The sequence below is a fragment of the Paenibacillus sp. SSG-1 genome (assembly GCF_002224835.1).
Lineage (GTDB): Bacteria > Bacillota > Bacilli > Paenibacillales > Paenibacillaceae > Paenibacillus_AQ > Paenibacillus_AQ favisporus.
In genome coordinates this window covers 1,046,362-1,059,137 of sequence record NZ_MBRK01000001.1, presented here as the reverse complement: position 1 = coordinate 1,059,137, position 12,776 = coordinate 1,046,362, and the positions used below count along the sequence as shown (strand labels likewise).

The window sequence follows — 12,776 nt, the reverse complement described above, 5'->3', positions numbered from 1 at the left end:
TTTGCCAAGGGGGGCGGCAATCGATTGGAAGTCAAAAATGGCGGCGCAGGGATAACCCCCCTGCACCGCCATTTTATCAATTCCATTCGAGCAAACTTACTGCGGGCGCTCAATCGTGAATATGTCCCCAATCCGCGCGTAATGGTTGCCAGCCAGCCGGCTAACCGCAGCCAGACGCCGGGCGTCGATTCGGCCGTTCTCGTACAGATCCTCCTTGATATGAAACTGAACGATTCGGCCGATGATGAAGTCGCATCCGTCAGAGCCCGTTCCGCCCAGCTCAATCGCTTGTTCGAGCACACACTCCATACGGATCTTGGCTTCGGCGACGCCCGGAACAGAGACTTTGGTGCTTTCGACTGGCGTCAATCCGGCTATTTCGATTTCGCTGTGGTTCGGAGGCAGCTTGGCTGCCGTCTCGTTCACTTGGCGAACATTCTGCTCATCCACAATATGAACAACAAACTCCTGGAGGTCGCGAATGTTTCTGGCCGTATCCTTAGGTTCGCCGCCTGACCGCTGAATGGACAGGGAAATCATCGGCGGGTTACTGGACACGATGTTAAAGTAGCTGAACGGCGCTCCGTTCAATACGCCATCCTGTGATTTCGTCGTCACAAACGCGATTGGCCTGGGAATGATGCTGCCAATCAGCAGCTTGTAGTTATCCCTTTCGCTCTGGGCTTTGGGATCGATGGATATCATGCGGGTTGCCCCTCCCTTCAATTAGTCCAGTGTTCTGACTTCAAACGGAAGCAGAACCCGTTCAATCTCAGCCCGATGTGGTTCGTATTGCGCCGGCAGCATCAGCTGCTGTCCCATCGTTTCCAAAGACTCGTCATGGGCAAATCCTGGAGGATCGGTGGCAATTTCAAACAAGATTTCCCCATGCTCTTTAAAGTAGACGGCATTGAAATAGTTGCGGTCACGCACATGCGTCACGTGATAGCCGTTGTCAGCAACATAGCTCTGCCAGTCCAGCTGATCCTGATCATCTTTGGCCCGCCAGGCAATATGGTGAACCGTTCCGACCCCCATCTGGCCGCGGCCTGCCGAGGCCAGCTTCAGATCGATGACGTTGCCGATATCCGCAGTAGAGCGATACCGGGCCAAATCCCCTTCTTTGCCGATGAGTTCCAGACCCATCACGTTCTCCAGCAATTCCGCCGTCTGCTCCGGATGCGCAGAATACAGGGTCGCGCCTCCGAATCCTTTGATCGCAACGTCCGCAGTTACGCCGCCAAAGCTCCAGGCGTTAGGCTCGCCTTCCTCCCGCTCAACGATTTCCAAATGGAGTCCGTGCGGATCGTCAAACGTCAAGTACGTTTCGCCAAAGCGCTGCGTTTTTGTAAAAGGAACCTGAAACTGCTCCAGCCGTTTTTCCCAGAAGGACATCGCACCGGCAGGCACAACATAAGAGGTGACTCCAACCTGACCGTCGCCGATTTTGCCCTGATACGCGTTTGCCCAAGGAAAGAACGTAATGATCGTCCCCGGTTTGCCGCCTTCATTGCCAAAGTACAAATGATAGGTACCCGGATCGTCAAAGTTGACCGTTTTCTTTACCAGGCGAAGCCCCAATACGCCGGCATAAAAATCGACGTTTTCCTGCGGATGACCCACAATGGCTGTAATATGGTGAATTCCCATCGTTTTTTTACTCATTTTAAATTCCTCCCGTGATCTTCATTATTTTAGATCGAATGATTATACCTGTACATGAAGCTGATGCTTGATTTTTCCGAGCAGCTGTACGAAGGTTCCCGACTCCTCTTCAGACAGCGATCCGAACAGCTGCTCCACCCGCTCCTGATGTCTCGGCATGATGGACTGCATGAACGCTTCCCCGTCGGGGGTAAGAACCAGATGGATTACCCGGCGGTCGTCAGGACACGGTACCCGTTTGAGCATGTTCTTACGCTCCAGCTTATCGATCACATACGTCATGGATCCACTTGACACCAAAATGCGCTGCGCCACTTCGTGGATCGTCTGCTTTCCATGGAAGTAGAGGACTTCCAATACTGAAAATTCCGTAACGTGAAGGTCGGTTTTCGCCAGCTCGGCTCTAATGCATTCCTGGATTTCTTTAGAAGTCTGCATTAACGCCAGGTACGCTTTATTTTTGCATGTCGATTGCATCCGATTCCCACCCTTCAAAAACCTTAAATTCATTTGTCTTTAATTTGAGATATTTGATTATGAGACAATTCTATGCTTAAATGCGGTTGGTGTCAACCCCCTTTTTTTCGTCTTTCAGAATAACCCCTTCCCTGCCTCAGATAGCCGCTTCTAGAGGGTTTGTCCAGAGTTGACGATGTTTAAATCGACCTTGCATTTCACGGTAAGATGAGCATACTCTTCATACCAGTCAAGTTTCTTCCAGGACGCATAACTCATGCTGTTGCGCACATAAGCACCAATCCCGATGCTGTCCACCTTGTTATCCTGCATAAACTTGATCATCTCATCCGCTCTGCTCTCCAGATGCCTGGCTGCCTGCTGCAATAATGTATTTCGGTCCGCATCACTGTGCAGCTTCAATTTTCCGATATACTCGAGCACCGATCCGGACGCCTTGATATGAATCATCACCACGGGTTTGCCGCTCTTGTCGCGAAGAACATCGATCTTCCGGTCACTCTTCAAATAGTTGAAGGTGATCAGCTCTTTGTGCTGTCCTTCCGAGGCCAGATGGATCGTCATATCCGCATGCCGCAGATTATGTCGTAACAAAGCCAATATGTGCAAATCATCCGGTTTGATCCTGGTAATATATTTGTCCCCTCTAAACAATCCTACGCCGGAGACCGTAATCGTATCTCCCGCGTCTTTGATGATAGGAGCGATCGGATCGATTCCGTCATCGTAATAATCCCGTATGAATTCGTACAAGGTAGCCTCAGGCACCGTCTGATACGCAGCTTCCTTTTCCAGCAAAGTATAAATGTACCGGTCGGTTCGGGGGTGCTCCTTGTAATTTTTTTTAAGCAAATCATAGGCATCGCCATCAGCCAGAGTAATCTTGACTTTAGGCGGAATCGATGGATCTCGGCTCAGTGTATCCATTTGGTCCAAAAGACCGCCCTCGGCTAAAGGCAGGCTGAAGAGAAGGTTCCGCAGCTGTCCGTTAACCAGCAGCAGACTGGTTTGTCTGACCAATTTCGGTTGTGAGTCCTTACTGCTGTGGGCGATAGCTTGCAGCACCTCCCGGTCCGTCTTGGAGTTCGGATCTGCCTTGGGTACGCTCAGTCCGATTTTAAAATTATGGTCCGGCAAAAGATCGTAGCTGATCGTGTGGCAAAATCCGGTTCTCTCCAATATGTGCTGATCGTCGCATCCCGTAAGCATGGCAAGGGTCAACAACAATCCGGGCCATCTTTTGTTCATGATTGGAATTCACCTCTGCTTCGTTGAATAAGCAACAACAAGATCAGAGCAATCGGGAAGCCGAAAGCAAGACCGGTTTCGATGTAAGCTGCGTAATTCAGCCACCTCTGGGCCTCCATCAGCACCTTCGGGATAATGGAGATCACATAACCGAACAGCATGATCAAAAAACTTAATACGACGTTTTTTAATTTGGGAAACATCCTTTTCCCGACCTCAACGGCAGCCCAGCTGTTCATCACCGTCGTGATCATGGTTGTAAACAAGAGAAAACCGTAAAGCAGATTCTCAATGCGTTCAATGAGCGGAAGGTGAACATACGCAAACAAGACGAGAATCGGGTATTGCAGCACCTTCAGATAGCCCAAACCGAAAAAGCCAAAAGAGACGAAGGCAATGAACGCATACACGATGGTCGCCAGCCCACTGCTTATAAATGCCGACCGCATGAGATGCGTTTTTTTGTCCGCATATGGAAAAAGCAGTAGGGTCAGCTCGTATCCGAGAAAAGCTGGATACACATCGAAAAACCCTTTGATTTTGTCCGGATTTCCACCTTGAAAAATGAAAGGCGTAAGCCGGGTCCACTTAAAGTCATGATAGTAAAAAAAGAACAAAAAAAGGATCCACACCGTGATGATATAAAAAACGGTCGAAACTTTGGCAATATTGTAAATTCCCTTATTAATTAATAAATAGGCGAGCACACAAAAAATAAACATAAAGATCATCGGATGGGTCGAAGGAAAAGCGATAATTTGAAAGATAAATATGTACTCCTTCGCGGCCAAACAGCCGATCGTTACCCAAAAACAGCATAAAAAAAGGTATATCGGGAACAGAACGATTTTGGGAATCGACCTTTCTAGCGTTTCAAAGACGGATTTCCCTTTGGACAGCCGATAAACAACAGCAATGATCGCCGTGTTTAGAAATGCAAAGGCCGCCATAATGAATATCGCAAGCCAACCGTTCGTTCCAAAATGCTGGGCAAGCATTCGGGGAAGGCTGAAGCTGACTACGCCGACTTGAGTCATATAGATTAATATGGTGGTGTGAAACGCAGATAACTTCTCCTTCATGAGCCGTCACCTACCTTCTGGGCTTTTGTCTTATCCGGTTTGGCGTCTTGGTTTGCGTAGGTCTTTCATCCAGGATAAAAAATGGAGCCCGGATAAACGTATCTTTCCAATCCCTAAACTTAAACGGGGCAACGGGAGTTAAATATGACGTACCGAGGCTGAGCACTCCCCCAAGATGAATAATGATCGCGGTGAAACCGATCGCAATCCCGAAGTTCCCCCATATTCCTGCCAATACGATGATTCCGAAACGGATGATTCGAATCGAGCCGCTCATGGCATAACTGGGAATAACAAAGGAGGAGATCGCAGAGATTGCCACGGCGATAATTAAAATATTACTTGTCAGACCGGCCTGAACGGCTGCCTGTCCTATCACAATACCCCCGACGATACCGATGGTTTGCCCGATTTTAGTAGGCAGCCGTGCGCCGGCTTCCCTTAGCAGCTCGATCGTGGTTTCCATCAGCAGAGCTTCGTATAAAGGCGGAAAGGGAACCCTGCTTCTGGATTCCGTTAACGGGATCAGCAGATTTTCAGGAATCATCTCATAATGATACGTCGTGACGGACACGTAAAGGGCCGTGAAGGCTACTGTAATGATAAAGGCAACGAATCTAAGCAGGCGGATCCCGGTACCGACCATCCATCGTTGGTAGTAATCGTCCGAGGAAGAGAAAAATTCGAACACGGATGTAGGTGCACTAAATGCTGACGGACTCCCGTCACAGAGCCCGACCACCCGCCCGGATACCAGCTTGGACGCAATCGCGTCCGGACGTTCCGACGTAATGAATTGGGGAAACACGGATTTTGGGCTGTCCTCTATGCATTGGATGAGCATCGAGGTGTCATACACGGCGTCCATTTCAATGGCTTTAATTCTGCTTATCGCCTCATGGACATAATCCATGTTTGCAATTCCTTCTATATAAAGGATAAACACATCCGTTTTGGTGACTTCCCCCACAGACAACCGGATCACTTTCAGATGTGAGCTTCGAATTCGGCTGCGAATGAGCGCCAGATTCGTTCCCGCACGTTCTGTAAAAGCATCATGGGGGCCCGTAATGACCGTCTCCGTTTCGGATTGGGTTACGGCGCGCGATTCGGGGCCGAAAACATCCACTAAATAGGCGGATTGCCCGTAAAAGATGGCTGCCTGTCCGGAAAGAATCCCTTTAACAATTTGCTTACTGTCCTCACTTTTGGAAAATTGGCTTTGCTCCAACACGCCGTATACTTCATCTTCACCAGCTTGCAGCAGCGGGGTTAATACGTCGCGAGTCAGCTTGTCCATATCCATCATGGGACTAAAGTACACGATATCCACTTGAAGTTTGGGGTACGTTCGATGCACCAGATCGGCGCAATTGTCAAATTGCTCCAGCGTATGTTGAAGAGAGGGCCTTTCGTTGTTTTCAGGATATGCCTCGACAATGGCTTCCTGCGATTTAGATTCATCCTTGAGCATGGCCTTCCATAGTTGTTTGAAAAATGACATTTGTCGGTCCCCTTGCAGCACGGTTTATGAATCTTTCTCATCATTTTCGCCATTTCGCAGAGTCCATATACTTGAGAATCGTTGTGCATCGTATGCGTCCGAGGATTGCCAAATACGAAAACTCCTCTTCGGGACGGCTGCACAGACGCTGTGCAGCCGCGGGAAGAGGAGCAGATTCTGCCGTTATTTTAAATCGAAATGATGTCCCGGTTCAAACTCGAACCGCTGCGCCGCTTCGTCAAGCTGGCCGTCAAACGGGAAACGTCATCCGCTATCCCTTAACAGATCAGCCTGCAGCGAAGAGTTACCTTTCATATGGGGTTCGACAACTTGCCGTCACGAACTCAGTTCTTCCTGCCAAAGAAATCTTAAGGATGCGGCACCTTCCTCAGCTGTACCGGGCCAATCAACCCGGATGGGAAGGACTTGCCGTCGTAGCGGTTGGCCAGGCTGTTCGTGACAGACACGCGTAAGCGGTTCGTTCCAGAAAGCAATCCCGATTCGGCCAAGTCAAAAACGTACGGCTTCCACATCCGGACCCCCGCCTCCCTGCCGTTCACCTCGAGCTGAACGAATTCATGGGCATCGCCGAGATCCAGCAGGAGTTCCATCCACGCGGACGGATCTTCAAGCTCGAAGCTCCGCTCGTAAACAACCGTTCCCGAGAAGTGGTCCATCCCTTCCCAACCGGTCCATGACGACAGCGAAGGGAGCTCCCCGGTCCATGGACCATCCACCACCTGCCAGCCTTCCGACAGGTCCTCCACCGATACGTCCCCATCCCTCTTGCTCTTCGCCGGCTCCCCTGTGAAGCCTGCCCCTTGGTCATCCGAGGCCGGATTCACGGCAACGATGATGCATTCCCTGCGCTCTATACGTAAGTCGACGACCTGTCCATCCTCTGTTTGAACCGTCCTCGCCGCTTCGCATTTCCCCGTCCAAGGCCGCCAATACTCCGCCGTACCGGCGTGGTTTATCCGCAAGGCACCTTCGTATTCTTCTTCACCCTCATTGACGATGACATAGAAACAGATATCGTTCTTCAGCACGCGGCTGATCCGAATCGCTTCCGCGGCGGGTTCGAGCCTATGCTTGCTGCCCAGCCTGCGCCCCAGCGCTTCCGGAATCTCTACGGCGCGGCTTACCGCAACCTGGCCGATGTCCGTGCTCTGCCTGCCTTCAGGACTCCATTCGATGATCACGCCACCCTGATCGGCAAACGTCCTTAGGAACTGCAGGCTGGAAGGCGCAAGCCGCAGGGAATCCTCAATCAGGAGTGCTTTATACCGGTAACCGGCGATCGCAATCGTCCCGTCCTCTAACTCGCAGGAGGTGTTCAGCAGCGATTCCTCCAAGTAATTGAACTCGATCTGCTGCTCATACAGCGGCTTGACGATTTGCCAAGGCAGGTGTTTAGCCCCCGTCAGTACGGCGACCTCCGCTCCGTTCACGCCGCCTGTCATCATCCAGCTCATCCGCTTGATGTACCTTGCGAACCGTCCGTATTCCGGCCACCAAATGTTATGAGGTCCGACATCCGGAGGACGCTCGTCCCTGCGCTCCCCGCGGATGGAGTAATAAAAGGCATGCGGGCTGATCAGATTGACACCCCGGACGAACAGCCAGTCCAGGTACCATTTCATATTGTCGGCGGTCAGCGACCAGCCGCCCTCGATTCCGCAGACGCCGAAGCATTCGTTCAGGTTTCTCCGTCTCCCCCGGTGGCGGGCGGCATCCGATGAGCACTTGCCCATGGTGCTGTGCACGCCGGTGAGCGACTTGCCGTCTTCGGGAGCGATGTACCTCCAGACGACATCCTGCCCGGGAATATGAAAATGCTCCAGCAGCCCAATGTCGTCGCTTCCCGCCGGATGACCGGTAAGGCTGATGCCGTGCGCTTCGCACCAATCGGCGATCTGCTTATAATACGTGCGGCCCAGCCGGTTCCGGACCGCCGTTTCGTAGGCTTCGCGGACCGAAGTGGCAGAGTCTCCCGTCTCGAACCACAGCGCCGGTAAATCCTGCTCCCGAAAGCCGTTCTCGATAAGCTCGTTCAGGAAGCCGTTCGTCCATGGCTTCAGCCCCCTGATATGGCCGCGGCCGAGCAAATCCGGTTCGTCGGTGAAAAAGGCGAATACGGTCGTTCCAAAATAGCGATGCAGCCTTTGATAGTATCTTTCATGCGTTATCGTAATAAAGGTTCTCACCGCATCCGGATTCAGTAAATCAGCCGCTAATGGAGCGTCCGGCTCGCCATCGTCCTGTCCGGGATGAACCCCGCGGATGGTTCCCTGCGATGGAGTCTCGATGAACAATAAGACCGACCAATTTCCTTGTGCCGGCGGTGTGAACGACACGCCGTCGTTCTCACATTCGAGCATGAGTGCCGTTCCCAATTGGGCCTCACCTGCAGACGGCTTGATAACAGCTTGGACCGACACCAGCGTCTCCCCAGGGGACAGTGAGATGGGAACCCTGACGGGGCCTGATCCTTTATCGCATGGGATCTCCTGAAGCCGCAACCCCCGGCTGGCAAACCCGGGATTCTGCCGCACGACGAGTCCGCAGGCGGAGCCGGAAGGATACATCCCTTCATCATACAGAATGACCCGCATCCCCAGATCGGCGGCTTCCGATACGGCGGTTTCAACCAAGTCCATGTATTTCTCCGACAAATAAGGAATCTCTCTGGGCATTCCCATCCGCGGGTGAATGACGAACCCTGCCACCTCTTTGGCATGAAAATCATGGATTTGGGGGATGATTTCCTCCTCCGTCAGGGCATCGTTCCAGAACCAAAAAGGAATAGGGCTGAATTCAGCAGGCGGATCGGCAAACTGCTGTTTAAGGTTTTCGATTTCCGTCATGAACTGCACCTCATTTTCACGTTGATCAGCAATCCATACCTGTAGAAATACGCATATGGAATTCTTTTTAGGAAGCGGTTTCAATTCAAACTACAACGATCTTACCGTCATGCAGTGGAAAGGACAATATTAAAATCGTGCGAAATCATATAATAATATGGACTTCAGGGCCGCGCCTCCCCAGAATATCACCTGGTTCCGGACGTGATAATAATCAAATTTTATGATTACCCGCTGTCGTGACTATCCCCGTGCATCCTTCTTCCCGGAAAAACGTAAAGCCGCCATACCGGGCAGCATGTGCTCCAGTACGGCGGCACCTATGCCAATACCGTATTACTTGATGACCATATCCCCCGGTCCCCAGTAGGCCTTCATCGAAGCGATGCTGCCTTGTTCGTCAAAGGTCATCACTTCAATGACCGGTATGGAAATGGTTTTCCCTTCGGCTGAGGTCGTAATTTGCAGCGCCATGGCTCCCGAATTGCTGTGGGATCCCCGTATGGGTCCCTCAAGCCGGATTCGGGTATTTCCATTAACCACCTTTTTGTAAAATTCAGCGATTGCGGATTTCCCTTCTACAGCCGGTGAACCGACCGGATCTTCCACGGTGGCTTCTTCCCCGAAAAGGGAAAGCACGCCTTCCACATCATCCTGATTGAAGCGGTCAATGTACTGTTTCATCACGGTTTTGATCACGTCTTCCTGCGGCATGGTTCCCCTCCTATGAACAGATTTTCATGGGTCATTTGCGATGCTCGCCCAAATGGTATTGTATACCTCCCTTCGTCCGTATGCCAATGGAGTGACCTTATTCATGAAAAGCTGAGAGCGGCTCACCTGATAACAGGAGCCCTCTTTCCATCGTTTTTTCTTTTTTCGGACTATTTAGTCAAAATATTATTGACCATTTAGTCCGGAATTGTTATATTAGGTCCATACCTGTGGCGAATTGCTAAACAGGTCCAATCCACCGCAGAAAGCGAGGCATCTCAAATGGGCACGATTTCTTCCGCACAGGCAGAAACGATCATGCAATGGTTCACAGATCGTATTATGAACAAAGATTATGAAGGTTTTCTCGATTTGTTTGATGAGGATATCGTTTTCGAATTCCCTTACGCGCCTGAGGCGCTACCTCAATTTTTGAAGGGTAAAAGGGCTCTGAAGCAGCACCTGGATATGCTGGACACCCTGCTTGAGATTCGCTCTTTTACCAAACCGGTAATCCATGTTTCGGCGGAATCCCCGGTATTTATTGCCCAGTACGAAGGCAACGGGACCGTCTTCGCGGATGGCAAACCGTATGAGCAGAAGTATATTTCTGTCGTAGAGGTTAAGAACGGAAAAATTGTCCGGTTTCAGGACTACTGGAACCCGTTAGCACTTTGATCATCACTCAAACGATAAAAAAAGGAGCTGTTCTTATGCATACCGATTCATCCAATCGCATTCTCATCACAGGAGGACAAGGAAAAACTTCCTTCCGTCTCGCCCAGCTTTTGATCAACCAAGGCTACTCCATCCGGACAGCCGGACGAAGCCCGTCCAACATGGAGAATGCCCTGGCAGACCATGCACGCTTTGACTGGTACGACGATTCCACCCACGAAGCAGCCCTGCAAGGTGTTGGTGCGATTTATCTCGTCGCCCCGACGGGCATGCACCCGGATAAAGTCATGATCCCTTTGATCCGCAAAGCACTGGACGCCTCCGTCCGCCGCTTCGTCCTGCTCTCCAGCGCGTCGATAACGGAGCATGGGCCCGTCTTCGGCCCCGTCCATCAGTACCTGAAAGAGCACGCGCCCGAATGGGCCGTGCTGCGGCCATCCTATTTCATGCAAAATTTTACGGAAGCCGGACATGGGCATACCATCCGCCAGCAGGGTCAAATGTTCACGGCGACCGGGGATGGCAAAGTCGGCTTCGTGGATGCGGAAGATATTTCAGCCGTCGCCTTCCATGCGCTGACGGACAAGGAACCGCACAATACAGAGCATATCATTACGGGGCCCGAATCACTCAGCTATGATGAAGCCGCAGCGATAATCAGCCGGCTTACAGGCCTGGCCGTCAAGCACAGCCGCATTACGGAAGAGCAGCTGGCGCAGTCGCTTACAGCCGCCGGTATTCCGAATGACTACGCTGAATTCCTGGCTGATCTGGATCGCCGTATTCGGACGGAAGGCGTGGAAGATCAGGTTACGGACACGGTACTGCGAGTAACCGGGCGGAATCCGCGGTCGCTGGATGAATTTATTCGGGACAACCGGTGCTGGCTGGAGAAGACTTACGTCTGAGCAACGATGTATAGTTTCAGGCTGTTGATTAACCAATAAACGCTAGCAAAAGAATAGCTCCTTTATTACGGTCATGGAGCGGGTTTACGGCAAAGAACGATTGGATCATAAGCAGAAGAACAATCCTTTGTCATAAGTCCGTTCCTTTTCCGTAAGGGACCATCTTGTTTATGCAATAAAGATATTCAGAGACGCAATCTCACCGCAAATAATAAATATAATAGAACGGGTAATCCTATTGCCGATAGTATTGTAATTGCAGTACGTACTTTTATCTTATCCCGTAATATACACATTAAAAACGTATACCCTAAAATACCGACGAATCCACCCAAACCATTTAAAAGGATGTCATCAATGTCTGATGCTCCAATGCCTAAAAGGCCCTGAATGATTTCAATAAATAAACTTGTCATTACTATGAATAGCAGATTGGTTGTTCTTTTATTGTTCTTAATTAACGACAAATAGGCGCCGAGAGGAATAAAGATAACGATATTGCCAACCACATTAGCAAAAGCGAATTTTTTTATCGTGGCAGAGCTGCTAAATATATAGTCCTTTATACTATGAAAAGGAATGAGATTGATCGACCTATCTATAGTCCTTTGACTATTAAACAAATCCACAAGCGAAACCCTTGACAAGAACAATAATTTACATAAAAAAAGGATGTAACAAATGAACACTGCATATAAAAAAACTGTTTCCATTCTCCCTTGTTTATTCATCGTACTTCCATTTTTCATTGTTTCCCGCCTATTCTCCAGTGTTCAGTTTACAACATTCGCATCGGCTTTGACTTTAAGCCGACCTAAAGTGTAAAACCATTTTACCACGCCTGTAATAGCTTTTTTACTCTTTAAGCAACATGAAGAAAGGCTATCCCATGATCATGACCGATGACCACGGGATAGCCCTTTTTGCGCACCGCTTCTATTCAATATGACTACCACTTGGATTGACGACCGACAGCACGATCTTCATGATCCCCAACAGGTTCTGTTCGTCCATCCCCATCTTTGCCGCAACGACCAAGGATATCCGCTCATGCGCCAGAAACCGGGCCAACTCGCGGGTATTGGTTGCCGGATCGATCTCGCCCCGCTCCTTCCCTCGCTCCAGCATGCTGTAGAAAGCCTGCTCCACCTGTTCGGTGTTGGAGCGGATATAGGCGGCCAGCTCCTCGTCATGAGGCGCTTGCTCAATCGCGCTGCTGATGATAAAACACTCCAGGCGCAGCTCCGGGTCCGCCAGAGCGCTGATCATCGCCGTGAAAGCCAGCTTCACTTTATCAATAACCGCACCCGGCTGGTCCATCAATTCCAGCAAATCGCGATTTTTACGATCCATATAATATTTGACGGCCGTCACGAACAGGTCACGCTTCGTACCGTACGTGTCATACAAACTTTGGCGGGCGATGCCCAGCCCGGTTAACAGGTCCGGCAGCGTAGTGCCTTCATAGCCCCGGCTCCCGAAAACCTTCATCGCTTTATGCAGAACTTCATTCGTATCAAATGCTTTGGTTCTAGCCACGTTCAGCTCCCCTTTTCTCTCTCATCATAGGGCAAATTGCGTGGAGCTGCAACGTCAGCGGCAGTTTTGCTCAACCAAACGTCCGTATTTTCAG

The 12,776-nt window shown here is 50.5% G+C and carries 12 protein-coding genes; 2 read left to right on the top strand and 10 right to left on the bottom strand.

The window, feature by feature from the left end:
* Positions 1-96: 96 nt before the first annotated feature.
* The 8 genes from BCV73_RS04995 to BCV73_RS04960 form a co-directional block, all read right to left on the bottom strand.
* Positions 97-705 carry a flavin reductase family protein gene (locus tag BCV73_RS04995; RefSeq protein ID WP_089546316.1) on the bottom strand — a complete coding sequence of 203 codons (609 nt, stop codon included), beginning with the start codon at positions 703-705 and terminating at the stop codon, positions 97-99.
* A gap of 21 nt (positions 706-726) precedes the next feature.
* Entirely contained in the window at positions 727-1,665 is a 939-nt protein-coding gene (locus BCV73_RS04990; RefSeq protein ID WP_089546315.1) for a ring-cleaving dioxygenase, read from the bottom strand.
* A gap of 42 nt (positions 1,666-1,707) precedes the next feature.
* Positions 1,708-2,142 (bottom strand): MarR family winged helix-turn-helix transcriptional regulator, encoded by a 435-nt coding sequence (locus BCV73_RS04985; protein WP_089546314.1) that lies wholly within the window; start codon positions 2,140-2,142, stop codon positions 1,708-1,710.
* Between the two features lie 150 nt (positions 2,143-2,292).
* The gene (locus tag BCV73_RS04980; RefSeq protein ID WP_089546313.1) at positions 2,293-3,390 is read right to left on the bottom strand and encodes a Ger(x)C family spore germination protein; all 1,098 of its coding nucleotides are present in this window, start codon (positions 3,388-3,390) and stop codon (positions 2,293-2,295) included.
* Positions 3,387-4,472 (bottom strand): GerAB/ArcD/ProY family transporter, encoded by a 1,086-nt coding sequence (locus BCV73_RS04975; RefSeq protein ID WP_076168911.1) that lies wholly within the window; start codon positions 4,470-4,472, stop codon positions 3,387-3,389. The genes BCV73_RS04980 and BCV73_RS04975 overlap by 4 nt, the downstream gene beginning before the upstream one ends.
* A 10-nt stretch (positions 4,473-4,482) precedes the next feature.
* Positions 4,483-5,976, bottom strand: coding sequence for a spore germination protein (locus BCV73_RS04970; RefSeq protein WP_256992748.1), 1,494 nt, complete (start codon positions 5,974-5,976; stop codon positions 4,483-4,485).
* A gap of 368 nt (positions 5,977-6,344) precedes the next feature.
* A complete protein-coding gene (locus BCV73_RS04965) occupies positions 6,345-8,843 on the bottom strand; it encodes a glycosylhydrolase-like jelly roll fold domain-containing protein (RefSeq protein WP_089546312.1) in 2,499 nt (832 codons plus the stop codon).
* A 336-nt stretch (positions 8,844-9,179) separates the two neighbouring features.
* Entirely contained in the window at positions 9,180-9,557 is a 378-nt protein-coding gene (locus BCV73_RS04960; RefSeq protein WP_089546311.1) for a nuclear transport factor 2 family protein, read from the bottom strand.
* A 282-nt stretch (positions 9,558-9,839) separates the two neighbouring features.
* On the opposite strand from BCV73_RS04960, the gene BCV73_RS04955 reads away from it, so the two are divergent.
* Positions 9,840-10,235, top strand: coding sequence for a nuclear transport factor 2 family protein (locus tag BCV73_RS04955; protein ID WP_089546310.1), 396 nt, complete (start codon positions 9,840-9,842; stop codon positions 10,233-10,235).
* 35 nt (positions 10,236-10,270) lie between these two features.
* Positions 10,271-11,143 (top strand): NmrA family NAD(P)-binding protein, encoded by an 873-nt coding sequence (locus tag BCV73_RS04950; protein WP_089546309.1) that lies wholly within the window; start codon positions 10,271-10,273, stop codon positions 11,141-11,143.
* A 185-nt stretch (positions 11,144-11,328) separates the two neighbouring features.
* Here the strand turns inward: BCV73_RS04950 and BCV73_RS04945 are convergent, their stop codons facing one another.
* Together BCV73_RS04945 and BCV73_RS04940 are read right to left on the bottom strand one after the other, a co-directional pair.
* Complete coding sequence (locus BCV73_RS04945) at positions 11,329-11,874, bottom strand: VanZ family protein (RefSeq protein WP_089550101.1); 546 nt, start codon at positions 11,872-11,874, stop codon at positions 11,329-11,331.
* A 205-nt stretch (positions 11,875-12,079) separates the two neighbouring features.
* A complete protein-coding gene (locus BCV73_RS04940) occupies positions 12,080-12,682 on the bottom strand; it encodes a TetR/AcrR family transcriptional regulator (RefSeq protein WP_089546308.1) in 603 nt (200 codons plus the stop codon).
* Between the last annotated feature and the right edge of the window lie 94 nt (positions 12,683-12,776).

Bases quoted from the DNA above. Each gene is read 5' to 3' on its own strand.
- BCV73_RS04975 (WP_076168911.1), bottom strand. From the start codon at position 4,472: ATGAAGGAGAAGTTATCTGCGTTTCACACCACCATATTAATCTATATG.
- BCV73_RS04995 (WP_089546316.1), bottom strand. From the start codon at position 705: ATGATATCCATCGATCCCAAAGCCCAGAGCGAAAGGGATAACTACAAG.
- BCV73_RS04950 (WP_089546309.1), top strand. From the start codon at position 10,271: ATGCATACCGATTCATCCAATCGCATTCTCATCACAGGAGGACAAGGA.
- BCV73_RS04985 (WP_089546314.1), bottom strand. From the start codon at position 2,142: ATGCAATCGACATGCAAAAATAAAGCGTACCTGGCGTTAATGCAGACT.
- BCV73_RS04990 (WP_089546315.1), bottom strand. From the start codon at position 1,665: ATGAGTAAAAAAACGATGGGAATTCACCATATTACAGCCATTGTGGGT.
- BCV73_RS04965 (WP_089546312.1), bottom strand. From the start codon at position 8,843: ATGACGGAAATCGAAAACCTTAAACAGCAGTTTGCCGATCCGCCTGCT.
- BCV73_RS04970 (WP_256992748.1), bottom strand. From the start codon at position 5,976: ATGTCATTTTTCAAACAACTATGGAAGGCCATGCTCAAGGATGAATCT.
- BCV73_RS04955 (WP_089546310.1), top strand. From the start codon at position 9,840: ATGGGCACGATTTCTTCCGCACAGGCAGAAACGATCATGCAATGGTTC.
- BCV73_RS04945 (WP_089550101.1), bottom strand. From the start codon at position 11,874: ATGAATAAACAAGGGAGAATGGAAACAGTTTTTTTATATGCAGTGTTC.
- BCV73_RS04960 (WP_089546311.1), bottom strand. From the start codon at position 9,557: ATGCCGCAGGAAGACGTGATCAAAACCGTGATGAAACAGTACATTGAC.
- BCV73_RS04980 (WP_089546313.1), bottom strand. From the start codon at position 3,390: ATGAACAAAAGATGGCCCGGATTGTTGTTGACCCTTGCCATGCTTACG.